Source organism: Streptomyces sp. NPDC091682, assembly GCF_044756625.1.
GTDB lineage: Bacteria > Actinomycetota > Actinomycetes > Streptomycetales > Streptomycetaceae > Streptomyces.
The window spans coordinates 61,598-86,242 of sequence record NZ_JBIVTH010000001.1; the positions used below are offsets into that span (position 1 = coordinate 61,598).

At 71.8% G+C, this 24,645-nt stretch carries 24 protein-coding genes and 1 tRNA gene; 13 read left to right on the forward strand and 12 right to left on the reverse strand.

The window, feature by feature from the left end; translation table 11 throughout:
- Window positions 1-99: 99 nt before the first annotated feature.
- The gene (locus tag ACIQK6_RS00330) at window positions 100-921 is read right to left on the reverse strand and encodes a class I SAM-dependent methyltransferase (RefSeq protein ID WP_202200937.1); all 822 of its coding nucleotides are present in this window, start codon (window positions 919-921) and stop codon (window positions 100-102) included.
- A 230-nt stretch (window positions 922-1,151) separates the two neighbouring features.
- Here ACIQK6_RS00330 and mshA point away from each other — a divergent pair, with 230 nt between their 5' ends.
- The 3 genes from mshA to ACIQK6_RS00345 all read left to right on the forward strand — a co-directional run bounded on the left by mshA (window position 1,152) and on the right by ACIQK6_RS00345 (window position 3,964).
- A complete protein-coding gene (gene mshA, locus ACIQK6_RS00335; RefSeq protein ID WP_329100561.1) occupies window positions 1,152-2,522 on the forward strand; it encodes a D-inositol-3-phosphate glycosyltransferase in 1,371 nt (456 codons plus the stop codon).
- Window positions 2,515-3,054, forward strand: coding sequence for a YbjN domain-containing protein (locus tag ACIQK6_RS00340; protein ID WP_402694038.1), 540 nt, complete (start codon window positions 2,515-2,517; stop codon window positions 3,052-3,054). The genes mshA and ACIQK6_RS00340 overlap by 8 nt, the downstream gene beginning before the upstream one ends.
- Before the next feature lie 73 nt (window positions 3,055-3,127).
- Window positions 3,128-3,964, forward strand: coding sequence for a DUF4396 domain-containing protein (locus ACIQK6_RS00345; RefSeq protein ID WP_329100565.1), 837 nt, complete (start codon window positions 3,128-3,130; stop codon window positions 3,962-3,964).
- 62 nt (window positions 3,965-4,026) lie between these two features.
- On the opposite strand, the gene ACIQK6_RS00350 is transcribed toward ACIQK6_RS00345, so the two are convergent.
- Window positions 4,027-5,361: an MFS transporter gene (locus tag ACIQK6_RS00350; protein WP_329100568.1), complete on the reverse strand. Its 1,335-nt coding sequence runs from the start codon at window positions 5,359-5,361 to the stop codon at window positions 4,027-4,029.
- A 153-nt stretch (window positions 5,362-5,514) separates the two neighbouring features.
- On the opposite strand from ACIQK6_RS00350, the gene ACIQK6_RS00355 reads away from it, so the two are divergent.
- Entirely contained in the window at window positions 5,515-6,273 is a 759-nt protein-coding gene (locus tag ACIQK6_RS00355; RefSeq protein WP_386231034.1) for a phosphoglyceromutase, read from the forward strand.
- Window positions 6,274-6,376: 103 nt separating this feature from the next.
- Here the strand turns inward: ACIQK6_RS00355 and ACIQK6_RS00360 are convergent, their stop codons facing one another.
- The 4 genes from ACIQK6_RS00360 to phoU all read right to left on the reverse strand — a co-directional run bounded on the left by ACIQK6_RS00360 (window position 6,377) and on the right by phoU (window position 9,206).
- On the reverse strand, window positions 6,377-7,390 hold the full coding sequence (locus ACIQK6_RS00360; RefSeq protein ID WP_402694039.1) for a hypothetical protein: 1,014 nt from the start codon (window positions 7,388-7,390) through the stop codon (window positions 6,377-6,379).
- Window positions 7,391-7,579: 189 nt separating this feature from the next.
- A complete protein-coding gene (locus tag ACIQK6_RS00365) occupies window positions 7,580-8,035 on the reverse strand; it encodes a hypothetical protein (RefSeq protein ID WP_402694040.1) in 456 nt (151 codons plus the stop codon).
- Window positions 8,036-8,197: 162 nt separating this feature from the next.
- Complete coding sequence (locus ACIQK6_RS00370; RefSeq protein WP_329100589.1) at window positions 8,198-8,347, reverse strand: hypothetical protein; 150 nt, start codon at window positions 8,345-8,347, stop codon at window positions 8,198-8,200.
- 181 nt (window positions 8,348-8,528) lie between these two features.
- Window positions 8,529-9,206: a phosphate signaling complex protein PhoU gene (gene phoU / locus ACIQK6_RS00375; RefSeq protein WP_030009600.1), complete on the reverse strand. Its 678-nt coding sequence runs from the start codon at window positions 9,204-9,206 to the stop codon at window positions 8,529-8,531.
- Between the two features lie 217 nt (window positions 9,207-9,423).
- Here phoU and ACIQK6_RS00380 point away from each other — a divergent pair, with 217 nt between their 5' ends.
- The gene (locus ACIQK6_RS00380) at window positions 9,424-10,623 is read left to right on the forward strand and encodes an ATP-binding protein (RefSeq protein WP_329100591.1); all 1,200 of its coding nucleotides are present in this window, start codon (window positions 9,424-9,426) and stop codon (window positions 10,621-10,623) included.
- 41 nt (window positions 10,624-10,664) lie between these two features.
- The gene (locus ACIQK6_RS00385) at window positions 10,665-11,345 is read left to right on the forward strand and encodes a response regulator transcription factor (RefSeq protein ID WP_030009598.1); all 681 of its coding nucleotides are present in this window, start codon (window positions 10,665-10,667) and stop codon (window positions 11,343-11,345) included.
- A gap of 100 nt (window positions 11,346-11,445) precedes the next feature.
- Here ACIQK6_RS00385 and ACIQK6_RS00390 read toward each other — a convergent pair whose 3' ends face one another.
- Entirely contained in the window at window positions 11,446-12,144 is a 699-nt protein-coding gene (locus ACIQK6_RS00390) for a DUF461 domain-containing protein (protein WP_329100594.1), read from the reverse strand.
- A gap of 590 nt (window positions 12,145-12,734) precedes the next feature.
- On the opposite strand from ACIQK6_RS00390, the gene ACIQK6_RS00395 reads away from it, so the two are divergent.
- From ACIQK6_RS00395 to ACIQK6_RS00420, 6 genes are all read left to right on the forward strand, one after another.
- A complete protein-coding gene (locus ACIQK6_RS00395) occupies window positions 12,735-13,217 on the forward strand; it encodes a CarD family transcriptional regulator (protein WP_003953493.1) in 483 nt (160 codons plus the stop codon).
- Between the two features lie 271 nt (window positions 13,218-13,488).
- Window positions 13,489-14,235 (forward strand): 2-C-methyl-D-erythritol 4-phosphate cytidylyltransferase, encoded by a 747-nt coding sequence (ispD, locus tag ACIQK6_RS00400; protein ID WP_329100596.1) that lies wholly within the window; start codon window positions 13,489-13,491, stop codon window positions 14,233-14,235.
- On the forward strand, window positions 14,225-14,755 hold the full coding sequence (ispF, locus tag ACIQK6_RS00405) for a 2-C-methyl-D-erythritol 2,4-cyclodiphosphate synthase (protein ID WP_329100598.1): 531 nt from the start codon (window positions 14,225-14,227) through the stop codon (window positions 14,753-14,755). Before ispD ends, ispF begins: the two co-directional genes overlap by 11 nt.
- A gap of 94 nt (window positions 14,756-14,849) precedes the next feature.
- Window positions 14,850-16,256, forward strand: a complete 1,407-nt coding sequence (gene cysS, locus ACIQK6_RS00410) for a cysteine--tRNA ligase (RefSeq protein WP_329100600.1) — start codon at window positions 14,850-14,852, stop codon at window positions 16,254-16,256.
- Between the two features lie 95 nt (window positions 16,257-16,351).
- On the forward strand, window positions 16,352-17,323 hold the full coding sequence (gene rlmB / locus ACIQK6_RS00415; protein ID WP_329100602.1) for a 23S rRNA (guanosine(2251)-2'-O)-methyltransferase RlmB: 972 nt from the start codon (window positions 16,352-16,354) through the stop codon (window positions 17,321-17,323).
- A gap of 180 nt (window positions 17,324-17,503) precedes the next feature.
- Window positions 17,504-19,042 (forward strand): DoxX family membrane protein, encoded by a 1,539-nt coding sequence (locus tag ACIQK6_RS00420; RefSeq protein ID WP_329100604.1) that lies wholly within the window; start codon window positions 17,504-17,506, stop codon window positions 19,040-19,042.
- Between the two features lie 134 nt (window positions 19,043-19,176).
- Here the strand turns inward: ACIQK6_RS00420 and ACIQK6_RS00425 are convergent, their stop codons facing one another.
- The 4 genes from ACIQK6_RS00425 to ACIQK6_RS00440 form a co-directional block, all read right to left on the reverse strand.
- A complete protein-coding gene (locus ACIQK6_RS00425; RefSeq protein WP_402694041.1) occupies window positions 19,177-19,944 on the reverse strand; it encodes an NDP-sugar synthase in 768 nt (255 codons plus the stop codon).
- A 28-nt stretch (window positions 19,945-19,972) separates the two neighbouring features.
- A complete protein-coding gene (locus ACIQK6_RS00430) occupies window positions 19,973-20,386 on the reverse strand; it encodes a hypothetical protein (protein ID WP_329100608.1) in 414 nt (137 codons plus the stop codon).
- Window positions 20,387-20,600: 214 nt separating this feature from the next.
- Complete coding sequence (locus ACIQK6_RS00435; protein WP_329100610.1) at window positions 20,601-21,689, reverse strand: sn-glycerol-3-phosphate ABC transporter ATP-binding protein UgpC; 1,089 nt, start codon at window positions 21,687-21,689, stop codon at window positions 20,601-20,603.
- Between the two features lie 116 nt (window positions 21,690-21,805).
- A complete protein-coding gene (locus ACIQK6_RS00440; protein ID WP_329100612.1) occupies window positions 21,806-22,627 on the reverse strand; it encodes a transposase in 822 nt (273 codons plus the stop codon).
- 173 nt (window positions 22,628-22,800) lie between these two features.
- On the opposite strand from ACIQK6_RS00440, the gene ACIQK6_RS00445 reads away from it, so the two are divergent.
- A tRNA-Thr gene (locus tag ACIQK6_RS00445) sits at window positions 22,801-22,876 on the forward strand.
- Window positions 22,877-22,968: 92 nt separating this feature from the next.
- Here the strand turns inward: ACIQK6_RS00445 and ACIQK6_RS00450 are convergent.
- Window positions 22,969-24,354 (reverse strand): FAD-binding oxidoreductase, encoded by a 1,386-nt coding sequence (locus ACIQK6_RS00450; RefSeq protein ID WP_329100614.1) that lies wholly within the window; start codon window positions 24,352-24,354, stop codon window positions 22,969-22,971.
- Between the last annotated feature and the right edge of the window lie 291 nt (window positions 24,355-24,645).

Genomic DNA, 24,645 nt, shown 5'->3' on the forward strand with positions numbered 1-24,645 from the left:
TGGATGGCGATCTGATCTTGTCCGCCCCAACGGACGACCTTCCCGGCCCCACACGGTTCAACGGCACGCCCCCGCCCCCGGTTCCCCCGCACGTCGCATTCACCCCACCGGGCGCAACGCCTCCCAGGGCAGGGTCAGTTCCCCCTGCCGCCACCGCCGGGGACCGTCCACCAGCGGCCAGTCGCCGGCCAGCGCCCGCGCCGTCCGGATCCAGCGCTGCCGCGCCCCGTACGCGGCGTACGGGGCCGCCGCCGCCCACGCCCGGTCGAAGTCGCGCAGGAACGCGTGCACCGGCTCGCCCGGCACGTTCCGGTGGATCAGCGCCTTGGGCAGCCGTTCCGCCAGGTCGGAGGGGCGCTCCAGGGAGCCCAGCCGGGTCGCGAACGTCACCGTGCGCGCCCCCTCCGGCCCCAGCGCCACCCACACGTGCCGCCGCCCGATCTCGTCGCAGGTCCCCTCAACCAGCAGCCCGTCCGGGGCCAGCCGCCCGCACAGCCGCGCCCAGACCTCGGCGACCTGCTCCTCGTCGTACTGGCGCAATACGTTCGCCGCGCGGATCAGCGCCGGGCGGGCCCCGCCGTCCAGCGGCACCTCGAAACCACCGTGCCGGAAGCTCAGCCCCTCCCGCTCGTACGGCTTCGCACCCGCCACCCGCGCCGGCTCGATCTCGATGCCGACCACCCGCACCCGCGGCGCCGCGTCCCGCAGCCGCGCCAGCAGCTCGACCGCCGTCCAGGGCGCGGCCCCGTAGCCCAGGTCCACCGCGACCGGGGCCTCCGCACGCCGCAGCGCCGCCCCGTGGGTGGCCGCGATCCAGCGGTCCATCCGGCGCAACCGGTTCGGATTGGTCGTGCCGCGCGTCACCGAGCCCACGGGGCGGCCGGGCGCGCGGCTGGAGGGCGGGGTACTGCGGGAGGCCATGAGCCGAGGGTAAGCGGAGGGCCCGCGCACCAGGAAAATCCCGGTACGCACCACTGAAGAAGAGGAAACCTGCAGGAAAACCGGACACCCCGGAATGCGCGGGACGGCCATCCGGGTTGCACTCCTTGCAGGGCGTCTTCCGCGCCCTCGCCGTCATGCCGTCCGGCATGCGGTCCGTCATGCCGTCCGAGCGTCGTGCGTGCCCCGTCCGAGCCGAGAGGACTGGTCCCTTGAGCCAGTACGTGTCCCGCCTCAGTGGCCGCCTCGCCGCCGCCCGTGCCACCCGCCACGAGCCGCCCCGCCTGCGCCTTCCCGCCGTCGGCCACCACCGCAAGCCGCGCCGCGTGGCCATGCTCAGCGTGCACACCTCACCGCTGCACCAGCCCGGTACCGGCGACGCCGGCGGCATGAACGTCTACATCGTCGAGCTGGCCAAGCGGCTCGCCGCGATCAACATCGAGGTGGAGATCTTCACCCGGGCCACCACCGGCGGGCTGCCCCCGGCGGTCGAGCTGGCGCCCGGCGTCCTCGTACGGCACGTGGACGCGGGCCCCTACGAAGGCCTCGCCAAGGAAGAGCTCCCGGCCCAGCTGTGCGCCTTCACCCACGGCGTCATGCAGGCCTGGGCCGGTCACCGACCCGGCTACTACGACCTCGTCCACTCCCACTACTGGCTCTCCGGCCACGTGGGCTGGCTCGCCGCGCAGCGCTGGGGCGTCCCGCTCGTGCACGCCATGCACACCATGGCGAAGGTCAAGAACGCGGCACTGGCCGAGGGGGACGCGCCCGAGCCCGCCGCCCGCGTCATAGGGGAGACGCAGATCGTGGCCGCCGCCGACCGGCTCATCGCGAACACCGCGGAGGAGGCCGACGAGCTCGTCCGGCACTACGAGGCCGACCCCGCCAAGGTGGCCGTCGTCCACCCCGGAGTCAACCTCGACCGGTTCACCGTCGGCGACGGCCGGTCCGCCGCCCGCGCCCGCCTCGGCCTCCCGCGGGACGCCGTCATCCCCCTCTTCGCCGGCCGGATCCAGCCGCTGAAGGCCCCCGACATCCTGCTGCGCGCCGTCGCCGTCATGGTCGACCAGGACCCCTCGCTGCGCCGCCGCCTCTTCGTCCCCGTCGTCGGCGGGCCCAGCGGCAGCGGCCTCGCCAAGCCGGAAGGCCTGCACAAGCTCGCCGCGAAGCTCGGCATCGCCGACCTCGTGCACTTCCACCCGCCGGTCGCCCAGGACGGCCTCGCGGACTGGTTCCGGGCGGCGTCCGTGCTGGTCATGCCCTCCTACAGCGAGTCCTTCGGGCTCGTCGCGATAGAGGCCCAGGCCGCCGGTACGCCGGTGCTCGCCGCCGAGGTCGGCGGGCTGCCCGTCGCCGTCAACGACGGGGTCACGGGGATCCTCGTACCCGGGCACGACCCGGTGGACTACGCGCGGGAGCTGCGGCGCTTCGTGGACGAGCCGGCGCTCGCGGACCGGATGGGCGCGCAGGCGGCGCGCCACGCGCAGTTCTTCGGCTGGGACACGGCGGCGAGCGGCACGGCCGACGTCTACACCGCGGCCATGCATGATCATCGCCGTCGCGTACGCTCCCACCATGGCTGACACCGCCGAGATCATCGAGAGCGCGCTCACCGGCGCGGAGCTGAGCTGGGAGAGCCCCGAGCCGGGGTCCTACGTCGTCCAGCTCCCCGGCACCCGCAAGCTGAGCACCACCTGCTCGCTCAAGGTCGGCCGGCACTCCCTGTCGGTCAACGCCTTCGTGATCCGCCACCCCGACGAGAACAAGGCGGGCGTCCACCGCTGGCTGCTGGAGCGCAACCTCAAGCTGTACGGCATGGCGTACGCGGTGGACCGGCTCGGCGACATCTACCTGACGGCCCGGCTCCCGCTGTCGGTCGTCGACCCGGAGGAACTGGACCGGCTGCTCGGCACGGTCCTGGAAGCGGCGGACGGCTCCTTCAACACGCTGCTGGAGCTGGGCTTCGCGAGCGCGATCCGGCGCGAGTACGAATGGCGGGTCGCGCGCGGCGAGCCGACCTTCAACCTCGACGCGTTCAAGCACCTGACGCGCCCGCAGGGCGAACCGGGCCGACCGGGCGAACCGGCCGACGGTCCCGGCACTCCGATCGGCTGACACGCGGCACCGAACGGTGCGCGAAGGCGTGTCGGCCCCGAAGGCCGGGCCCGGACGCCCGCACCGTGGCGGGATGAGCGGGACCACAGCCGAAGCACTCATGTACGCCTGGTTCGCCCTGGCCCTCCTGTCCACCGGCTACGTCGCCCACGACGCGTTCACCAAGAACCCCGAACTCACGGTGATGAAGTGGGGCTGGGTGCTGGTGACCCTCTACATCGGCCCGGTCGGCGCCGCGCTCTACGTGCTGTCCTGCAAGGAGCCGCGGCCGGGGACCCACGAGCGGTTCGTGGCGCCGCTGTGGAAGCAGGCGCTCGGCTCGACCATCCACTGCGTGGCCGGAGACGCGACCGGCATCATGGTCGCGGCCGTCGTCGCCTCGCTGCTCGGCCTCCCGCCGTGGGCCGACGCCCTGTTCGAGTACGCGGTGGGCTTCGGCTTCGGGCTGCTGGTCTTCCAGGCCCTGTTCATGCGCGACATGCTCGGCGGCAGCTACGTGCGGGCCGTCCGCTCGACGGTGTACGCGGAGTGGCTCTCGATGAACTGCGTGATGGGCGCCATGGTTGCGGTGAACGTGATCGTGCGCAGCCAGGTGCCGGGGGCGCGGGACGCCGGCGACGTGCGCTTCTGGGCGACGTTCTCGCTGGCGGTGCTGGCCGGCCTGGCCTTCGCGTACCCGGTCAACGTGTGGCTGGTCGCCAACCACCTCAAGCACGGTATGGGGACGGTACGGGCGCTGGGGGAGGGTGGCGAGCCGCTCCCGGCCGCCGCCGCCCACGCGGACGCCTCCGGCATGGCCGTGCCGGAGGCGGAGGTGACGGCGGAGCAGAAGACGGCCATGGCGGTGCTGACGGTCCTCTTCCTCGCGGCCGGGGTCCTGCTGGCCGCGATCTTCGGCCACCTGTCCTGACGCGCCCGCCCCGCCCCGCGCCCGCCCCGCCCCGCGCCCGCCCCGCGCCCGGGCCGGGCGGGTCAGCTTGCCGGGACGGTGTCCGTGGCCGGCGCGGGGGCCGCGGGGGCCGCGGGGAGCGCTTCGTCCGTCGGGGCGGTGGCGCCGTCGGCCGCTGCCGCCGGGGTCGTCCCCCTGTCGCCCTCGGAGAGGCCCCGCATCAGCAGCCAGTAGCCGGCCGCGGCGACCGTGCCGAGGACGGCGGTGGCCCCCCACAGCCAGTCGGACCCGAACCGGTCGATCAGGAAACCCGCCATCAGCGGCGCGACCAGCGCGGCCACCGCCCAGGACAGGTTGTAGACGCCCTGGTAGCGGCCGCGCCCGTGGACCGGAGAGAGCCGTACGACCAGGCCCATCTGGGTCGGCGAGTTCACGATCTCGGCCAGCGTCCACACGCACACCGTCAGCGCGTACGTCCACAGCGGCCCGGCGAAGGCCGTCAGCGCGAACCCGTACCCGGCCAGCAGCGCCGAGATCACCAGCAGCTTCTGCGGGTCGCGCCGCTCGATGAACGCCGTGACCGGGATCTGCAGTAGCACGATCAGCAGCCCGTTCACGGCGAGGACCAGCCCGAAGTCCCTGGGCGAGAAGCCCGCGGAACCCATTGCGACCGGCAGACCCACCGAGCCCTGCGTGAAGATCAGTGAGATCAGGAACGACAGCCCGACGACGCCCATGAACCGCCCGTCCCGCAGCACGGTCCCGAGACTGATCGCGGGCTCCTCGCCGGCGGCCGACGCGTCCTTCGGCCGGGCGGGCCGGTCCGGCCGCGACTCGGGCAGCTTGACGAAGACCAGCACCGCGCAGACCAGCGTCAGGGCGGCCTCGCCGAGGAAGCCGGCGAGGTAGCTGTACTCCGCGATCAACCCGGCGGTCGTGGCACTGACGGCGAAGCCGAGGTTGAGGGCCCAGTAGTTGAGCGCGAAGGCCCGTACGCGGTCCTCGGGGCGGACGATGTCCGCCATCATCGCCGCGACCGCCGGGCGGGAGGCGTTCGAGGTCATGCCGACCAGCAGGGCCACGGCCGCGATCGCCGCCGGGTGCTCCATGAAACCGAGCAGCGCCACCGAGAAGGCGGTCGAGGCCTGGGCCGCCAGCAGCGTGGGCCGGCGCCCGAGCCGGTCGGTCATCACGCCCGCGACGAGCGAGGAGACGACACCGCCGAGTCCGTGGAGGGCGACCACGAGTCCCGCGAAGGAGGCCGAATAGCCGCGGTCCAGGGTGAGGTACAGGGCCATGAAGGTGACGACGAAGGACCCGAGCCGGTTCACCAGGGTGCTCGCCCAGAGCCACCAGAACGCCCGGGGAAGCCCGGACACGCTCTCCCGGACAACCTGTGCCAAACGGGCAGCGGACATGACGGATCCCCCCGGCGGTGTAAGTATCACTTGTACGGCGTGCACATTACGAGCGGCGGGCGTCCGGGCGCCACTCGATTGACGCGCACCGTCAATCCGGCGGGACCCGGCACCGCGCGCGAGCGTCCCCGGGCGTCCACTAGGCTCGTACGCATGGCCGACGCACCGTACAAGCTGATCCTCCTCCGCCACGGCGAGAGCGACTGGAACGCGAAGAACCTGTTCACCGGCTGGGTGGACGTCAACCTCACCGAGAAGGGCGAGAAGGAGGCGGTCCGGGGCGGTGAGCTGCTCAAGGACGCCGGCCTGCTGCCCGACGTGCTGCACACCTCCCTCCAGAAGCGCGCCATCCGCACGGCGCAGCTCGCGCTGGAGGCCGCCGACCGCCACTGGATTCCGGTGCACCGTTCCTGGCGCCTGAACGAGCGCCACTACGGTGCGCTCCAGGGCAAGGACAAGGCGCAGACCCTCGCCGAGTTCGGCGAGGAGCAGTTCATGCTGTGGCGCCGCTCGTACGACACCCCGCCGCCGGTCCTCGAGGACGGCACGGAGTTCTCGCAGTCCGCGGACCCGCGCTACGCGTCGATCCCGAACGAGCTGCGCCCGCGCACGGAGTGCCTCAAGGACGTCGTCGAGCGCATGCTGCCGTACTGGTACGACGGCATCGTCCCGGACCTGCTGGCCGGCCGCACGGTCCTGGTCGCTGCGCACGGCAACTCCCTGCGCGGTCTGGTCAAGCACCTCGACGGCATCTCCGACGCCGACATCACGGGCCTGAACATCCCGACCGGCATCCCGCTCGTCTACGAACTGGACGCCGACTTCAAGCCCCTGAACCCGGGCGGCACCTACCTCGACCCGGACGCCGCGGCGGCCGCCATCGAGGCCGTCAAGAACCAGGGCAAGAAGTAACCCTTCCCCACGAAGAAGCCCCTCACCTGCTGGTTCTCCGCAGATGGGGGGCTTCTTGTTGCCCTGGGGCCGGCTGTCGGCTGTCGGCCGTCGGCCGTCAGGGTCAGTGGGTCGGACGCGTTCGGAGCCAGTACGAGCGGGCCGCGAGGGTCAGGGCGATCCCGTAGACGGCGAAGGCGACCATCCCGATCCAGCCGACCAGCAGCGCGTCGCCCGCGGAGTGGAAGTCACCGCGCCGCATCGTCACTGCGCCGGCCGTGGCCAGGGCCAGGTATCCGACCCCCGCGACGCCGTACGGGGCGAGCGTGGCGGCGCCGAGCAGAGCCGGGGCGAGCGGGAGCCAGCGCGGTACCCGTCGGCCGCGCAGGAACGGCGTCCAGCGGGGGAAGACCTGCCCCCACGGGCGGACCAGGCCCCACAGCAGGAAGACGCCGAGCACGGCCAGCAGTGCGGTGGGGTCCAGCCCCCACGACTCCAGGGTGAGGAAGACCTCCGAGGCGCCGTTGCGCTCCGAGACCACGAGCACCTCCTCGCCGGTGATCCCCGCGAACGTCCCCCCGGACGCCCAGACCAGCTTCATCGCCGCGTACGGGACGAAGGCCAGCGTCCCCGCCCAGGCACCGAGCTGGATGAGCCGCGGGGCGGCGGAGGGCGCTCGTACGGCGCTACCGGCGGGCCGGCGGCGGCCGGACCGGGCGGTGGCGGCGAGCAGGACCGCCCCTACCGCTGCGAGGACCTTGTTCGCGGTGGAGGCCCAGCTGTCCACTCCCTGACCGAGCACCAGCGTGATCACATCCATCAGCAGGCTGAACGCGGTCATCCCGGCCAGCCCGCAGACCACCCAGAGCAGCACCCGTAGCGCTGGCCGCAGCCCGCGCAGCACCACCGCTCCGCTGACCGACGCCCCCAGCGCACCCACTCCCACGACCGCCCAACCCGGTCCGGAGGTCGCCGAGCCGCCGCCGTGGTGGAGCAAGGAGGTTCCGTTCAGTGCGCACACCAGGCCGAAGCCGGCGTACGACACGGCCCACAACACCGTTGCCCGGGCCACCCAATGCGGCCATCGCTGCCACCGGGCGCGCCGCAGCGCCTTCGTCGTCCGTTGAGCAGTCGTCATGCTCTGAAACGTCGCACCGACCGCCGGGCGGTGGCGTCGGCCGCCCGCACGATCTGCCTCCCTCAGACGGGTGAGCGACCCGGACTCCCCGTCGTCCGTAGGTCGTGCCCCGGGACTTGTCGACCCGCCGTCCGGCGGGGCTGGCTCAGGGGGTGGTCAGCTGGCCGCGGTGGCCGGCCCGGAGACGGCCTAGCCGGGGTAGGTCTTGAACGTGACCGCGGCGCTGTCCTCGCCCTCCCAGGCGACCTCCACCACGATCTTGTCGATGTCGCCGTTCCCGAAGTTGGGCGCCTTCGGGTAACTGATGTTGAGGTGGAGTCCGCCGTTGTACTCGAACACGCCGCGCGGGTCCGGCTGGGAGGGGGAATCCTTCGGGTGGGTGTCGAGCCAGCCCCGGACCTCCGCGCGGGGCATGCGGAACGTTCCCGACCACTGGCTGGGGAAGATCGGGTCGTCGATCTCCAGGCATTGCTGCCGCTCCGCCCCGGGCGGCAGCTCCCAGCCCATCGCCGTCATGGCCTTCCCGCACTCCGTGGCGCGCTCCTCCCACTGGCCCGCGTGCTGAAACGCGTAGAAGAACCCGCAGAACCAGACCAGGGCGGGCACCTCCACCACGGCCACGAAGAGGACCGCCAGGGCGATCATCCATTTTGTCTTCCGCGGCACGCTACCCCCAAGATCGATTCGAACGCGTTCAATGCGTAGGACGGGTAGGTACGCGCGACGGTTGCACACCCGCGCATGCGAAGGGCCCCGGCCGAGGGAGGTCGGACGGGGCCCGTCGTGCGCGTGAGCCGGTGGAGGCGGTCAGCCGCCGCACTGGCAGGGGGCGCCGGACTGGCAGCCGCAGCCGCAGCCGGAGCCGCACCCGCAGGCCGCGAGCAGCGGTAGCCGCAGCGGCTCCGGCTTCGACGGCTGTTCGTGCTCCGGGGTGATGGGGACGGGGGAATCGGGCATGGTTCCTCCTCGCAGGGGCGGGGCCCCGTGGCATACGGGACTTCGTACGACGACCGCCCTCGCCCTCATTCATGCCCAGCGCTACCGGCGCGTCAACGGCGCATTGGGGCTCGCCGTGGTCCGCGGCCGGGATGCCCTCGTCCGGATGCCCTCGTGCGGATCCTCCGCTTCCGGGCCGGTGTCAGACGCCCTCGACCTGGGTCGGCTGCTGGAGGTCGTCCGCGTGCTCACCCGTCACCAGGTAGACCACGCGCTTGGCCACCGACACCGCGTGGTCCGCGAAGCGCTCGTAGTAGCGGCCCAGCAGGGTCACGTCCACGGCCGTCTCGATGCCGTGCTTCCAGCGGTCGTCCATCAGGTGCTGGAACAGCGTGCGGTGCAGCTGGTCCATCTCGTCGTCGTCCTGCTCCAGCTGGAGGGCGAGGTCGACGTCCTTCGTGATGATCACCTCGGCGGCCTTCGCCATCAGGCGCTGCGCCAGCTGCCCCATCTCCAGGATGGTGGCGTGCAGGTCCCGCGGCACGGCCCGGTCCGGGAAGCGCAGCCGGGCGAGCTTCGCGACGTGCTGGGCGAGGTCACCGCTGCGCTCCAGGTCGGCGCTCATCCGCAGGGAGGTCACGACGATGCGCAGGTCGGTGGCGACCGGCTGCTGACGGGCCAGCAGGGCGATGGCGCGGGCCTCCAGGTCGTGCTGGAGGTCGTCGACCTTCTGGTCGGCGGCGATGACGCTCTCGGCGAGCTTCAGGTCGGCGTCGAGCATGGACGTCGTGGCCCGCCCGATCGCGGAGCCGACGAGCCGGGCCATCTCGACCAGGCCTTCTCCGATCGAGTCCAGTTCCTCGTGGTACGCGTCGCGCATGTCTCGTGTCCCTCTCTCGACCTACTACTGCGGTACTGCCCGGGGGCGGGCCGGGGCGGCCAGCGGCCCCACGTTGACACGGTGAGCCGCAAACGCGTCCGACTCCGGCACCACAAGTGAATCAACCCCGTCGCCAGGGTGAACTCTGGGCGACGACTGTTCGAGGTGCCACCCGAACGGCTGTGGAAGTGTCGTCGTGCCTGCTTAACCTGGATCCATGGACGTGAACGCGGCGGTCGCCGCAGCTGCAGCGATCGCCGGTCTTTGCACCGGTGTGGTCGCGATGCTGGCGTTCCGCTGGAGCGAGCGCGACCACGCCCGCCCCACCCGGAGCTCCATCCGCCCCGACCTCAATGCGGTGCTGCCGCCCGGCGTGGACACCGTCCTCTCCGTGCTGCGCTCCTCGGCGGTCGTACTGGACGAGGGCGACGCGGTGGTCAAGGCCAGCTCGGCGGCGTACGCCCTCGGCCTGGTCCGCGGCGGCAAGCTCGCCGTGGAACCGATGCTCCACATGGCCCGCGACACCCGCCGCGACGGGGAGATACGGCAGGTGGAGCTGGACCTGCCCCGGCGCGGCACCGGCCGGGGCGAGGCCCTCGCGGTCTCGGCGCGCGTCGCCCCGCTCGGCTCCCGGCTGGTGCTCCTCCTGGTCGAGGACCTCACCGAGGCCCGCCGCATCGAGGCCGTGCGCCGCGACTTCGTGGCCAATGTGTCCCACGAGCTGAAGACCCCGGTCGGAGCGATCTCCCTGCTCTCCGAGGCCGTCATGGACGCCGCGGACGACCCCGAGGCGGTCAGCCGCTTCGCGGGACGCATGCAGATCGAGTCCACCCGGCTGATCAACCTCGTGCAAGAGCTCATCGACCTCTCCCGGGTGCAGAACGACGACCCGCTGGAGGACGCCGAGCCCGTACGCGTGGACACGCTGGTCGCCGAGGCCATCGACCGCTGCCGCCACACCGCGTCCTCGAAGCAGATCACCATGGCCGCGGGCGGCACCGCCGACCTGCGCGTATGGGGCAACCGGGGGCAGCTCGCCGCCGCCCTCGGAAATCTGGTCGAGAACGCCGTCAACTACAGCCCCGCCCGCACCCGCGTCGGCATCGCCGGACGCAAGGTGACGGCTCCTGGGGGAGACTTGATCGAGATCGCCGTGACCGACCAGGGCATCGGCATCCCGGAAAAGGACCGCGAGCGCATCTTCGAGCGCTTCTACCGCGTGGACCCGGCCCGCTCCCGTGCCACGGGAGGAACGGGCCTCGGCCTTGCGATCGTGAAGCACGTGGCGGCCTCGCACGGCGGGGAGGTGTCGGTATGGAGCTCGGAGGGCCAGGGTTCCACGTTCACCCTGCGACTCCCTGAAGCAGCCGCCCCGGCCCCGGCGGCGGCCCCCCGCACCCACCCGACCCCTGCCTGACCAAGAACCGCTCCAGCCATTCCTGCCCCGGAGGTCCTTCCGTGACCCGAGTGCTCGTCGTCGAGGATGAGGAATCCTTCAGCGACGCCCTGTCCTACATGCTCCGCAAGGAGGGCTTCGAGGTCGCCATCGCCGCGACCGGGCCCGACGGGCTCGACGAGTTCGAGCGCAACGGCGCCGACCTCGTCCTCCTCGACCTGATGCTGCCCGGCCTGCCCGGCACGGAGGTCTGCCGGCAGCTGCGCGGCCGCTCCAACGTCCCCGTGATCATGGTGACCGCCAAGGACAGCGAGATCGACAAGGTCGTCGGGCTGGAGATAGGAGCAGATGACTACGTCACGAAGCCCTTCTCCTCCCGCGAGCTGGTCGCCCGCATCCGCGCGGTCCTGCGCCGTCGCGGTGAGCCGGAAGAGGTCACCCCGGCCGCCCTAGAGGCCGGCCCCGTACGGATGGACGTCGACCGCCACGTGGTCACCGTCTCCGGCGGCAAGGTGGACCTCCCGCTGAAGGAGTTCGACCTGCTGGAGATGCTGCTGCGCAACGCGGGCCGCGTGTTGACCCGCATGCAGCTCATCGACCGGGTCTGGGGCGCCGATTACGTCGGCGACACCAAGACGCTGGACGTCCACGTCAAGCGCCTGCGGGCCAAGATCGAGCCGGACCCGGGCGCGCCGCGCTACCTGGTCACGGTCCGTGGTCTGGGCTACAAGTTCGAGCCGTAGGCCGGACCCGGCCCTGAGGGGCGCACGGGAAGGTATGGGAAGGGCCCCCGTCCGCCGATGCGGATGGGGGCCCTTCCCGTATGCGTACGCGGGGTCCGCGTCAGTGGCCGGCGCTGTGCGACGGGGAACCGGCCGGCGTACCGGCGGCGGCGCCCGCGGGGGAGCCGGACGGGGTGGCACCCGCGGCCGCACCGGAGGCCCCGGCCGACGGGGAGCCGGACGGGGAGCCCGACGGCGAGCCCGAGGGGGAGCCGGACGGGGTGGCGGCCGGGGACGCGGCCGGTGCCGCGGTCGGGCCGAACGGTGCGTACGGGCCGGTGGCCGGGACCACGAAGGCCTCCAGCTCGACGCCGCCCGTGCTGCTCAGCTGGAAGACGACCTTCTGGACCTCGCCGTCGCGGACGTTCGCGGCGCCGTCCTCGATCACGGCGGAGGCGTTGCCCTTGCCGCCGATCACCACGTAGCCGAGGGCCGGCACGGTGACCTTGCCGGAGCCTTCGGCCGGCTTCAGCGCAACCTTGCCCTTGCTACCCGGGAGGGTGATGCTGTCAACGGTCTCCGCCTTGGTGCCGTTGTTGAAGACCGTCGCGGAGACGACCGCGGGGCCCTTCTCGCCCTTCTGGCCCTGGGTGATCACCAGCGCGTTCTGGACCTCGATCTGGCCCTTGGCGGCGGCGGCGTTGTCCGGCTTGATCTGGAGGGTCTGCGCGTCGTTGCCCGCACCGCATGCGGCCAGCGAGGCGATCGAGAACACGATGGCGGTGGCGGCGAGGGCGCCGCGTCGAAGGCTGCGGCTCACGGCGGCGGCATCTCCTTGGACGAACGGAAGGGGCGGGTGGACGCTCGGAACGGCCGAGGTAAAGCCGCTCTAAGGGTGTGTCAGCGCGCTTAGGTTACCGAGCCGCCGCCCCGCCCCCGCACCCGACCCTCCGCATGGCAGCCCCTGCCCTGGGAGCGCCCCGCGATCTTGCATTCCCCGGCGCCGTTCACCGCACCGATCTTGTGCCGCTCGCATATCGCGCACCGAACCCCTGTTGATCAATTCGAGGATTCCCCCGAACGGCACTTCGTGATCAATTCCGGATTGGGCCGGAACCCGCCCGGTGAGGGCGGCCGCCAGTCGGACGGAGTAGTTCGGTTTCCCGACTCGGAACCCGGCAAAACGGGACGTACGTCACACTGATGGGGGTGCCGGGCAGGTGTAGCGTGGCCCTTTCGCCTGGTCCGCGTAGCGCCCCCGACCTGCGAATACCCTCTTCCGGGAGCCCTCCGCAGCACGTTCGTGTTGCTGTTGTCAAGCCCCGAGATGTGCCCTGACCTGCGAAAACGCCATTCATAACAGTCAGTTCTCGTGTTACCCTGGATAGCCACGGAAGGGGTACCTGTCACATGACGTTCAAGGTTGGCGACACCGTGGTCTATCCCCATCACGGGGCCGCGCTGATCGAGGCCATTGAGACTCGTCAGATCAAAGGCGTGGACAAGACCTACTTGGTGCTCAAGGTCGCCCAGGGCGACCTGACGGTTCGTGTGCCTGCGGACAATGCGGAGTTCGTCGGTGTTCGCGACGTAGTCGGCCAGGACGGGCTGGACCGGGTCTTCGAGGTGCTTCGTGCACCGTATGCAGAAGAGCCGACGAACTGGTCCCGGCGCTACAAGGCAAATCTGGAGAAGCTCGCTTCTGGCGATGTCATCAAGGTCGCCGAAGTGGTGCGTGACCTGTGGCGTCGTGAGCGTGAGCGCGGGCTTTCCGCGGGCGAGAAGCGCATGCTCGCGAAGGCACGCCAGATTCTGGTGAGCGAGCTCGCGCTCGCTGAGAACACGAACGAGGACAAGGCCGAGGCCCTCCTCGACGAGGTGCTCGCGTCCTGACGCGAGTGCCCGTGCACCATCTGGTGCGCAGCTTGCCGCGGTGCCCGATGACAAGGTCTCTCCTCCACGAGAGGCCTGTTGCCGGGCGCTGCGGCATGTCTGTATCCGTATCTTTTGTCTCACTGCCTCACTGCCACCATTGCGATGGCGTGCCGGGCCCGGGCAGCCCGCTCGACCGGTCGTCCACGGAAGGGGCGAAGAGCGTCGCACCCGGCACCCTTCAGGCCATACCCATGTCGGCCGAAGTCACAAACCTGGCTCGGAGCTACTGATGTCTGACGTAACGCGTCCCCACCGCACCGCCGCGGTGATCCCGGCCGCCGGCCGGGGGGTACGCCTCGGTCCCGGTGCCCCCAAGGCCCTGCGGGCCCTCGGCGGCACCCCGATGCTGATCCACGCCGTACGCGCGATGGCCCGCTCCCGCGCGGTCTCCCTCGTGGTGGTCGTGGCTCCGCCCGCCGAGGCCGCCGAGGTGCGCCTGCTGCTGGGTGAACACGCGCTGCCCGAGCGCACCGAGCTGCTGGTCGTCCCCGGTGGGGAGACCCGCCAGGAGTCCGTCCGGGCCGGCCTGGACGCGCTGCCGCCGGACGTCACCTCCGTACTCATCCACGACGCGGCCCGCCCGCTCGTCCCCGTGGACACCGTGGACTCGGTCATCGAGGCCGTACGCGACGGAGCGCCCGCCGTGGTGCCCGCGCTGCCCCTGGCGGACACCGTCAAGGAGGTCGAGCCCGGCAAGCCCGGCGAGCCCGAGCCGGTCCTCGGCACGCCCGAGCGGGCCCGGCTGCGCGCCGTGCAGACCCCGCAGGGCTTCGACCTCGCCACCCTGCTGCGGGCGCACGCCGCCCTCGCCGTCGACGGCGAGGGCGCCACCGACGACGCCGGAATGGTGGAACGGCTCGGCGTCACCGTCGTGGTGATCCCGGGCCACGAAGAGGCCTTCAAGGTCACCCGACCGCTCGACCTGGTCCTCGCAGAGGCCGTACTCGCCCGCAGGAGGGCCAACGATGGCTACTGAGCCGATCACGCACACCGCGCACACCGCGCACACCGTCCCGCTGATCCCGCTCGTCGGCATCGGCACCGACGTGCACGCCTTCGAGACCGGCCGCGAGCTGTGGTGCGCCGGCCTGCTCTGGGAGGGGGAGGACGGCCTCGCCGGGCACTCCGACGGTGACGTGGCCGCCCATGCCGCCTGCGACGCGCTCTTCTCCGCCGCCGGCGTCGGGGACCTCGGCGCGCACTTCGGCACCTCCCGCCCCGAGTGGTCCGGCGCCGCCGGCGTCACCCTTCTGGCGGAGGCGGCCCGCATCGTCCGCGCCGAAGGCTTCGAGATCGGCAACATCGCCATCCAGGTGATCGGTGTGCGCCCGAAGATCGGCAAGCGGCGCGAAGAAGCGCAGAAGGCGCTCGCGGCCGCCGCCGGCGCCCCCGTTTCCGTGTCCGGCACCACCACCGACGGGCTGGGGCTGACCGGCCGCGCCGAAGGCCTCGCCGCCATCGCCACGGCCCTCGTGTACCGGACGAACCGGGCCTGATCCCCCGCAGCGTCCGTACATCTTCGGCAACAAACGTGCCCCGGGTCCCGAAAGGGTCGCGGGGCACTGCTACAGGGCCACTACCCTGGATGCCGTGACTATTCGCCTGTACGACACCAGCGCCCGGCAGATCCGCGACTTCACCCCGCTCACCGCGGGCTGTGTCTCGATCTACCTCTGTGGCGCCACGGTGCAGGCCGCCCCGCACATCGGGCACATCCGGTCGGGCCTCAACTTCGACGTGATGCGCCGCTGGTTCGAGTACCGGGGCTACGAGGTCACCTTCATCCGCAACGTCACGGACATCGACGACAAGATCATCACGAAGGCCGGGAAGGAACGCCGCCCCTGGTGGTCCATCGGCTACGAGAACGAGCGCGCGTTCAACGACGGTTACACCGCCCTCGGCTGCCTCCCGCCCACCTACGAGCCGCGCGCCACCGGGCACGTCCCGGAGATGATCGAGATGATGCGCGGCCTCATCGAGCGCGGCCACGCCTACGAGTCCGAGGGCAACGTCTACTTCGACGTGAAGTCCTTCCCCGGCTACCTCTCGCTCTCCCGCCAGGAGCTCGACAACATCCGTCAGCCGGAGAGCACCGGCGAGACCGGCAAGCGCGACCCGCGCGACTTCGCCATGTGGAAGTCCGTCAAGCCCGGCGAGCCCTCCTGGGAGACCCCGTGGGGCCGCGGCCGTCCCGGCTGGCACCTGGAGTGCTCCGCCATGGCGCACAAGTACCTCGGTGAGGCCTTCGACATCCACGGCGGCGGGCTCGACCTGATCTTCCCGCACCACGAGAACGAGATCGCCCAGGCCCAGGCCTTCGGCGACGAGTTCGCCAAGTACTGGGTCCACAACGCCTGGGTCACCATGTCCGGCGAGAAGATGTCCAAGTCGCTGGGCAACTCCGTCCTCGTCTCCGAGATGGTCAAGCAGTGGCGCCCGATCGTCCTGCGCTACTACCTCGGCACCCCGCACTACCGGTCGATGATCGAGTACAGCGAGGAGGCCCTGCGCGAGGCCGAGTCGGCCTTCGCCCGGATCGAGGGCTTCTACCAGCGCGTCATCGAGAAGGCCGGCGGGCCCGTCGAGCCGGCGGGCGAGGTCCCGCCCGCCTTCGCCGAGGCGATGGACGACGACCTGGGCGTCCCGCAGGCGCTCGCGATCATCCACACCACCGTCCGCCAGGGCAACAGCGCGCTCGCCGCCGACGATAAGGACGCGGCCATCGCGCGCCTGTCCGAGGTGCGGGCCATGCTGGGCGTCCTCGGCCTGGACCCGCTCGACCCCCACTGGGACGGCGGGAACGGCTCCGACCGCGGCGAGGAGCTCCACGGCGCCGTGGACACCCTCGTACGACTCGTCCTGGAGCAGCGCGAGTCCGCCCGGGCCCGCAAGGACTGGGCGACCGCCGACGCCATCCGCGACCAGCTGCAGCAGTCCGGGCTGGTCATCGAGGACGGCCCCACGGGTCCGCGCTGGACGCTCGGCACCCGCTGAGCCCGGGCAGCTGAGCCTGGTGTGCTGCGCGGCGCTCCGGGCAGCACACTCTTCATACGTACATATCGCAGCACCAACGAAAACAGGTAGAGGTCATGGCCGGGAACAGCCAGCGCAGGAACCGCCGCACGTCCAACAAGAAGGGCGCCACGGTCGGCAGCGGTGGCCAGCGGCGCAAGGGCCTGGAAGGCAAGGGCCCCACGCCCAAGGCCGAGGACCGCAAGAAGCACAAGGCGAACCGCATCGCGAACGCCATGGCCCGCCAGGCCGCCAAGCGCCGCCCCGCCCCCCGCCGCGGCGGCCCCAAGGGCACCAGCGAGATGGTCGTCGGCCGCAACCCGGTCTTCGAGGCGCTGCGCGACGGCGTCCCCGCCACCACCCTCTACGTCCAGCAGTTCATCGACAACGACGAGCGCGTGCGCGAGGCCCTCCAGCTCGCCTCCGAGCGCGGCAACATCAACCTGATGGAAGCCCCGCGCCCCGAGCTCGACCGCATGACCAACGGGCTCAACCACCAGGGTCTGGTCCTCCAGGTCCCGCCGTACGAGTACGCGCACCCCGAGGACCTCACCGCGGCCGCCTACGACAACGGCGAGGACCCGCTCATCGTCGCCCTCGACGGCGTCACCGACCCGCGCAACCTCGGCGCGATCGTCCGCTCCGTCTCCGCCTTCGGCGGCCACGGCGTGGTCATCCCCGAGCGCCGCGCCGCCGGCATGACCGCCGGAGCCTGGAAGACCTCGGCCGGCACCGCCGCCCGCACCCCGGTCTCGCGCGTCACCAACCTGACCCGCGCCCTCCAGGACTACAAGAAGGCCGGCATCACCATCGTCGGCCTCGCGGCCGAGGGCACGAAGACGGTCAACGACCTGCCCGAGCTGGCGGGCCCGGTCGTCATCGTCGTCGGCTCCGAGGGCAAGGGCCTCGGCCGCCTCGTCGGCGAGAACTGCGACTACCTCGTCCGCATCCCGATGCCGGGCGGCGCCGAGTCCCTCAACGCGGGCGTCGCCGCCGGCGTGGTCCTCTACGAGGCGGCCCGCCGCCGCGCCGACCGCGGTCGCATCTGATCCCCCGCGCACCGGGTTCCCGCACGTCGGATCCCGTGCGCAACTGATCCATTTGGCTCATGGAACATGACCCGTGAGCGTGTCACCCCGCCCGATCCGGGCGGGGTGGCTTGATCTTGACGGGCCTCGGACACATCCCTGGCGTCAAGGCAGTGTCCTAAGCACTGATCACTCGGTTAGATGAGTGTGGACACCAGAACGTCAGGGTTCGACGACCAGCCCGCGCTGAGCATGGTCAAGGTGCCGTGCGACCCCGCACAGGTCATCGTCAACCACGCCAGCTTCCGCGTGCGGCTCGCACCGAGCCCGAGCGCGCGTTCCAAGCCCGCGAGGGTCCCCGGCCGCGCACCCGTTCTGGGTGGCGCCGTTGCGGCCGCCGCCGGGGCCACCCGCCGCCGGGCCCCCGTGGTCTGGAGCGGCAAGTCCGACGTCGGCGACGCCGCCGCCATGGGCGGCCTGCTCCAGGCGGTGCGCGAGGCCGGCCGCGGATACGACGAGTACGACGGCGGCACCACCCAGGTCATCCCCCGCGTCGACCTGGCCCACGACCTCGCCGAGGACACCCTCGCCACGCCGACCGTCATCGGCCAGCGCAGCTACGGAGACCCCTCCGAAACCCGCTCCCTGGCCGCCGTGCGCGACCTGCCGTACCAGCAGGAGCCGCCCGGCGCCGGCCCTGGTAACGGCCCCGGGGCCGACTTCCGCCGGGCCGGCCCCGACACCCGCGGCCAAGCCTCCTACTACCCCGGCCGCCGGATGAACCTCGGCGTCGTGCTGCTCCCGCTGCGCGTCTTCCTCGGCTTCATCTCCATCTACGCCGGCATGGGCAAGCTGTGCGACCCCGTCTACTTCGACGGCGGCGAACGCGGCTCCATGGTCACCTGGCTGCACACGCTGAACCCCTGGGCCCTGGCCGAGCCGCTGCGCGACTTCGCCCTCGCCCACCCGGTCGGCGCGGGCCTGACCGTGGCCTTCCTCCAGGTCATCGTCGGGGTGCTCACGGTCTTCGGCCTGTGGCAGCGGTTCGCCGCCTGCTTCGGGGCCCTGCTGTCCGCCGCACTGCTGATGACGGTGAGCTGGAAGACCGTCCCGGCCTACGACGCGCCCGACATCATCTACCTCGCCGCCTGGAGCCCGCTGATCATCGCCGGCGCCCCGGTCTACTCCCTCGACGGGCGCCTCGCCGGCGAGGCCTGGCGGACCCTCGGCCCGCGCTCCGAGATCTGGCGGCTGCGGCGGCGCGTCCTGCGCCGCGGAGCCGTCATGGCCACCGTCGTGTGCGGGCTCACCCTGCTCATCGGCTCGCTCCTCGGCGGCGCCGTCCGCTCCTCCACCGTCGTCACCGTCCCCGGGCCGGGCGAAGCCCCCAGCAACTACCTGCCCGGCCGGCCCCTGCCGCAGGCACCGGCCACGCAGCAGCCCGTACAGCAGCAGCCCACGAAGGCTCCGACCAAGGCCGCCTCGCCCTCGGCCAGCGCGACCGAGCCCGCCGCCAAGTCCGGGAAGACCGCGTCCGGCACCCCCACCAAGGGGACCTCGGGCACCCGCTCCGAGTCGCCCGCCGCGACGCGCGGCACCACCGGCAAGCAGCAGACCCCGCGCAGCACCCCCCGCCAGTCCTCCCCGGCCAAGCAGCCGCCCTCCTCCGCGGGGAGCAGCACGGGCGGCGGGGCTCCGGCCGCGAAGCAGCCGGGCCTGATCGGCGGACTCATCGGCTGATGCCGGCACGGCAAACCGGGGCCCGGCACGCGCGAGCGTGCCGGGCCTCCGCACGTACGCGTACCGGGCGCGCGGAGCCGCGTACGTACGGAGCCGTACGGGCCGTACGGGCGTCGGTCGGCCCGTGAAGGGCCTCAGACGGCCTTCTGCTCCGCCAACTCCCGCGCGGCCTCGCTGAGGTCCTTCGCGGTGTCGATCGCCCGCCAGTAGGCCCCTTGCGGCAGCGGGTAGCCCGCGAGGCGCCGCTCACGGGCCAGGCGCGGGAACGTCGTGCGCTCGTGGTCCCCCAAGTCCGGCAGCAGCGCGGCGAATTCGGCACTGAAGACGTACACGCCGGCGTTGACCGGATAGGGCGACGGCGGGGCCTCGATGAAGTCCAGCACCTGACCGAACTCGTTGGTCTCCACGACCCCCCACGGGATCCGCGGGCGCGCCAGCGCGAGCGTGGCCACCGCGTCGCGCTCCGCGTGGAAGGCGGCCATCTCGCGGAGCGAGAACCGGGTCCACACGTCGCCGTTGGTCGCGTACCAGGCCCCCTCGGGATGTGGGAGGTGCCGGGCGGCGTACTTGAGGCCGCCGCCGCGCCCCAGCGGCTCCTCCTCGACCACCGTGGTCACGCGCAGCGGCAACCGGGCCCCGGCGAGCCACTCCTGGAGCACCCCGGCCAGGTGCCCGCAGGAGACCACGGCGTCCGTGACCCCCTCGGCGGCCAGCCAGGCCAGCTGGTGCCCGATGATCGGCACCCCCGTGCCCGGGATCTCGACCATCGGCTTCGGGCGGTCGTCCGTGTACGGGCGCAGCCGCGAACCCTGGCCGCCCGCCAGGACGGCGGCCTGGGTGGGGGCGGCGGGGAACGCGGCTGCGGAGGGAGCGGGCGGCGCGGATCGGTGGTCGTCGGTCATGACGGCCAGCGTAGGGAGGTGGCGTGCGTCAGCCCATGGAGGCGACGCCGGAGGCGTACGAGGTGTCGCAGACGGGCCGGGCGAACGACTGGGCCTTCGTCGGACCGTACGCGTCCACGGCGGCGCGCCCCACCGCCCGCGCGATCCCCACGCAGTGTTCGGCGAGCGACGGCCGCCGGTCCACCTCCTGCTGGAGGTGGGTCAGGACGTCGTCCGGCCGCCCGCCCTGCTGCAGCTCACCGACGAGCTGATCGCGCAGCACCTCGTGCGCGGCACGCGGCTTCGCGGGGACGGAGACGTCCTCGGCGGAGGCGGTCACGATCTGCGAGGACGAAGTGTCCGCCCAGGGGACCATGGTGACCGCGAGGGTCCCGGACAGGACGAGGACGACGGGCAGGACCAGGGCGAGGGATCGGCCGATACGGCGGGCAGTGTGGGTCACGAGGGCGAGAGTAGCGCTCGGTGAAGATTTGGCGACATTTAGTCACCCTGTCGGGGGATGGTTCGACGTGGTCTTTCGAATTGGGGGTTGACGGTTGGGGTCGAATGGCCCGGTCTGCCGGGGTTGCGTCCGCAGTCCCGGACGGGCAACGGACGCCGGAGGGGCGCCCCTTGACGGGACGCCCCTCCAACGACCGCGAAACCGGCGGGAACTGCTAGTCGGACAGTCGCTCGCCGGAGGAGGTCGAGAAGACGTGGATCTCGTCGGCGCGCGGCACCACGTGGAGGCTGGAGCCCTTCTCCGGGACTTGGCGGCCGCCCACGCGGACCACGAGGTCCTGCGAGCCGCCGGCGGAGGTCGTGGAGCCGTAGACGTAGCCGTCGGCGCCGAGCTCCTCGACGACGTTCACGACGATGGTCAGACCGCCGGTCTCGGCGACGTCGAAGTGCTCCGGGCGGACGCCGACCGTGACGGTGCGGTCGCCCGCGTCGGCCGCCGCGGACAGTGCCTCGCGGGACACCGGGACGACGCTGTCGCCGAACTTCACGCCGCCGTCGGTGATCGGGACCTCGACCAGGTTCATGGCCGGCGAGCCGATGAAGCCGGCGACGAAGAGGTTCGCGGGGCGGTCGTACATGTTGCGCGGGGTGTCGACCTGCTGGAGCAGCCCGTCCTTCAGGACGGCCACGCGGTCGCCCATCGTCATGGCCTCGACCTGGTCGTGGGTGACGTAGACCGTGGTGATGCCGAGGTCGCGCTGGAGCGCCGCGATCTGCGTGCGGGTGGAGACGCGGAGCTTGGCGTCGAGGTTCGACAGCGGCTCGTCCATGAGGAACACCTGCGGCTTGCGCACGATGGCGCGGCCCATGGCGACGCGCTGGCGCTGACCGCCGGAGAGCGCCTTCGGCTTCCGGTCGAGGTACTGGGTGAGGTCGAGCATCTTCGCCGCGTCCTCCACCTTCTTGCGGATGGTGGCCTTGTCCTCACCGGCGATCTTGAGCGCGAAGCCCATGTTGTCGGCGACGGTCATGTGCGGGTAGAGCGCGTAGTTCTGGAACACCATCGCGATGTCCCGGTCCTTGGGCGGCAGGTGCGTGACGTCGCGGTCGCCGATGCGGATGGCGCCGCCGTTGACGTCCTCCAGACCGGCCAGCATGCGCAGCGAGGTGGACTTGCCGCAGCCGGACGGGCCGACGAGGACGAGGAACTCGCCGTCCTGGATCTCCAGCTCGAGCTGGTCGACGGCGGGCTTGTCGCCGCCGGGGTACAGCCGGGTCGCCTTGTCGAAAGTGACGGAAGCCATGGTGATGAATCCCTTCTACCGGCAGGAACGTGCCGGACGATCCGAGTGGAAGGAAGAATGGGTCTAGTCCACCGAAATGGACTTCCGGCCGACGCTACCCGCCCGGACGGCTCCTGTCAGCACCTGGCGGCTGTGATTGACGATGCAGTGGTGCCCCGCGCCGGGCAGAGCAACTCACTTTTGGCTTTGTTCCCGCTTCGACGCCCGCTGCCGGACCGTGTGCGGCCCCGGGGGCGCACACGGTCGGTCTTACAAGGGCTCCACGGGCATTGCGGCCGACAGCCCGCGATCACTTCCTCGACGAGCACGGAGAGGAAGTACCGGTCGGCACGGTCCCGGGTCACGGTCAGTTTCACCGGTGACAGCCCCGGCGGGAGCGCGCGTGACCAGCGCACGTCCAGTGGGACCGGCTGCTTGGCGAGGGTGACTGAGGCCGTGCCCGGACGTTGCGGGTCCTCGATCCACCGGAAGCCGGTGCGGACGTAGGTCGCCGATTCCTTCGGCCGGTGCTTCGACTTCCGTCGCGGGTGCCTCGCCGTTCCCTTGAAGAAGCGGGAGAAGGCGGAGTCGAGGTGGCGCAGTGCCTGCTGGAGGACCGTGGACGAGGTCTCTGCCAGCCATGCCGTCCTCGGCACCCGTTTCCACCCGGTCAGGGCCCGGCAGGTTTCCGCGAAGCCCAGCGACACCCGGTGGTCCTCCCACGCTTTCGCCCGGAGGGCGAGGCCCTCGTTGTAGACCCACCGGCAGGCGCCGAAGGTCTGGCGGAGTTGGGCGGCCTGGTCCGCGGTCGGATAGAAGCGGAAACGGTAGACGCGCTGCTGCGTGCCCGGCGGTCTGGTCCGGCTCTCGAGCGGCGATCCTGCGCGGGCCCGGTGTTTGGTTCGGTCGCCCACCCCGAGGAGTTCGCGCTTGACGTGCCGGGCTTCGTCTCCCGTCACTCGGCCCGCCATCGCCCCTCCCCCGATCCGATCTTCAGAACGACACACCAGTCCGTTTAACGAACGTGCGTGTGGCTGGTTACGGGTGCGGGTTCAATGCGATGGCTCGGGGAATCGGCCGCTGTGTAGAGTGATGGCGGCTCCACGCGCAGTGCGTTTGCGGGTGGGTGTGTGCCGCCTTAGCTCAGTTGGCAGAGCGGTTGCCTTGTAAGCTCCAGGTCATCGGTTCGATTCCGATAGGCGGCTCCATCCCAGGTCAGGGCTTTCTGGCCGAGGGAATTCGTGCAGAAGCGGAAGGCCCCGGGTGATCACCCGGGGCCTTCCGCGTGTTCGGGAACGGGTCAGTGGCGGCCCGAGATGCGGTCGGCCAGGCGGGCCAGGGGGGTGGTCGTCGGGCGGTGGGTGGCGCTCTCGTGGCGGTCCGCCTCGCGGTAGGCGGCGTAGAGGGCCTGGACGCCGAGCCAGCGGAAGGGCTCCGGCTCCCAGCGGCGGACGCGGTGGTCGACCCAGGGCAGGGCGGTCAGTTCGGTGGATTCGCCGAGGACCAGATCGCGCAGGGTGCGGGCCGCGAGGTTGGCGGCGGCGACGCCCGAGCCCACGTAGCCGCCCGCCCAGCCCAGGCCCGAGGCGCCGTCCAGGGTGACGGTGGCGCACCAGTCGCGGGGCACGCCGAGCACGCCCGACCAGGCATGGGTGATCTCCGTACCCGCGAGCTGCGGGAAGAACGAGGTCAGGAGGGTGGTCAGGGCGGAGACGGTGGCCGGCTGGGTGCGGCCGTCGTGGTCGGTGCGGGAACCGAAGCGGTACGGGACCCCGCGGCCGCCGATCGCGATGCGGTCGTCGGCGGTGCGCTGGGCGTACATGTACGCGTGGGCCATGTCGCCGAGGAGCGTGCTGTCCGACCAGCCCAGCCGGGCCCAGGTCTCGGCGGGGAGCGGCGCCGTCACGATCATCGAGGAGTTCATGGGGAGCCACGAGCGCTTCTGGCCCTTGAGGGCGGCGGTGAACCCCTCGGTGCAGCGCAGTACGTAGGGGGCGCGGACCGTGCCGTACGGGGTGACGGCCCGGCGCGGGGCGATCTCGGTGACGGGTGTGGACTCGTGGATGACCACCCCGAGGGCTTCGACGGCGGCGGCCAGGCCCTTGACCAGCTTCAGGGGGTGGATGCGGGCACCGTGGGGGCTCCAGCTGGAGCCGACGGCGTCGGCGATGTCGATGCGGGTGCGGGTGGCGGGGGCGTCGAGGAGTTCGCGGTCGGTCTCGCCGAAGGCGACCTCGTGGGCGTGGAAGGCCTTCAGCCGGCTGAGTTGGGCGGGGGTGCGGGCGACTTCGAGGACGCCGCCGCGGTGGACGTCGGCGTCGATGCCTTCCTTGACGGTGACGTCGATGACCTCGGTGACGGTCTGGTTCATGGCCTGTTGGAGGCGGCGGGCGGCCGGGCGGCCGTGGAGGGCGGCGTAGCGGTCGCGGCCGGCGATGCCGTTGTAGAGCCAGCCGCCGTTGCGGCCGGAGGCGCCGTAGCCGCAGAACTTCTGTTCCAGGACGGTGATGCGGAGGTCGGGGGCGGCGCGCTTGAGGTAGTAGGCGGTCCACAGGCCGGTGTAGCCGCCGCCGACGATGACGACGTCGGCCGTGGCGTCGGTGGTGAGGGGGGCGCGGGGCGGGGCGGCCGGGGTGCCGCTTCGCTCGGACGCGTACCAGAAGGAAATACCGCCGTTGATCGTCATGGGGGATTTGGTACACCTCGTTCCGGAAGGGTGTCCAGGGACGGGGTGTCGTGGTTCGGGGGCGTAGGGGTGGCGGGCTGTCCGATGCGGTGTGCCCTGCGGGCCTGCCCGGCGGCGTCCGGCGGGTCCGGATCCTCGCCGGGCTCCGCCCGGGCCCGCACAGTTGCCCTGCGGGCTGCTTGGTCGTGTTGCTGCCGTCTGCCGGGCGCTGCCCGGGCCCGCGCCTCAATCGCCGGCGAGGCTGGATAGGTGGGTCCGTGCCTCGGTGGGTGGGCGGGGTTGGGGGTGGCG

What these genes read in the sequence shown, in the direction of transcription:
- ACIQK6_RS00330 (WP_202200937.1), bottom strand. Translation starts at nt 921, where the DNA reads ATGGCCTCCCGCAGTACCCCGCCCTCCAGCCGCGCGCCCGGCCGCCCC.
- ACIQK6_RS00340 (WP_402694038.1), top strand. Translation starts at nt 2,515, where the DNA reads ATGGCTGACACCGCCGAGATCATCGAGAGCGCGCTCACCGGCGCGGAG.
- ACIQK6_RS00345 (WP_329100565.1), top strand. Translation starts at nt 3,128, where the DNA reads ATGAGCGGGACCACAGCCGAAGCACTCATGTACGCCTGGTTCGCCCTG.
- ACIQK6_RS00350 (WP_329100568.1), bottom strand. Translation starts at nt 5,361, where the DNA reads ATGTCCGCTGCCCGTTTGGCACAGGTTGTCCGGGAGAGCGTGTCCGGG.
- ACIQK6_RS00355 (WP_386231034.1), top strand. Translation starts at nt 5,515, where the DNA reads ATGGCCGACGCACCGTACAAGCTGATCCTCCTCCGCCACGGCGAGAGC.
- ACIQK6_RS00360 (WP_402694039.1), bottom strand. Translation starts at nt 7,390, where the DNA reads ATGACGACTGCTCAACGGACGACGAAGGCGCTGCGGCGCGCCCGGTGG.
- ACIQK6_RS00365 (WP_402694040.1), bottom strand. Translation starts at nt 8,035, where the DNA reads ATGATCGCCCTGGCGGTCCTCTTCGTGGCCGTGGTGGAGGTGCCCGCC.
- ACIQK6_RS00370 (WP_329100589.1), bottom strand. Translation starts at nt 8,347, where the DNA reads ATGCCCGATTCCCCCGTCCCCATCACCCCGGAGCACGAACAGCCGTCG.
- phoU (WP_030009600.1), bottom strand. Translation starts at nt 9,206, where the DNA reads ATGCGCGACGCGTACCACGAGGAACTGGACTCGATCGGAGAAGGCCTG.
- ACIQK6_RS00380 (WP_329100591.1), top strand. Translation starts at nt 9,424, where the DNA reads ATGGACGTGAACGCGGCGGTCGCCGCAGCTGCAGCGATCGCCGGTCTT.
- ACIQK6_RS00395 (WP_003953493.1), top strand. Translation starts at nt 12,735, where the DNA reads ATGACGTTCAAGGTTGGCGACACCGTGGTCTATCCCCATCACGGGGCC.
- ispD (WP_329100596.1), top strand. Translation starts at nt 13,489, where the DNA reads ATGTCTGACGTAACGCGTCCCCACCGCACCGCCGCGGTGATCCCGGCC.
- ispF (WP_329100598.1), top strand. Translation starts at nt 14,225, where the DNA reads ATGGCTACTGAGCCGATCACGCACACCGCGCACACCGCGCACACCGTC.
- rlmB (WP_329100602.1), top strand. Translation starts at nt 16,352, where the DNA reads ATGGCCGGGAACAGCCAGCGCAGGAACCGCCGCACGTCCAACAAGAAG.
- ACIQK6_RS00420 (WP_329100604.1), top strand. Translation starts at nt 17,504, where the DNA reads ATGAGTGTGGACACCAGAACGTCAGGGTTCGACGACCAGCCCGCGCTG.
- ACIQK6_RS00425 (WP_402694041.1), bottom strand. Translation starts at nt 19,944, where the DNA reads ATGACCGACGACCACCGATCCGCGCCGCCCGCTCCCTCCGCAGCCGCG.
- ACIQK6_RS00435 (WP_329100610.1), bottom strand. Translation starts at nt 21,689, where the DNA reads ATGGCTTCCGTCACTTTCGACAAGGCGACCCGGCTGTACCCCGGCGGC.
- ACIQK6_RS00450 (WP_329100614.1), bottom strand. Translation starts at nt 24,354, where the DNA reads ATGACGATCAACGGCGGTATTTCCTTCTGGTACGCGTCCGAGCGAAGC.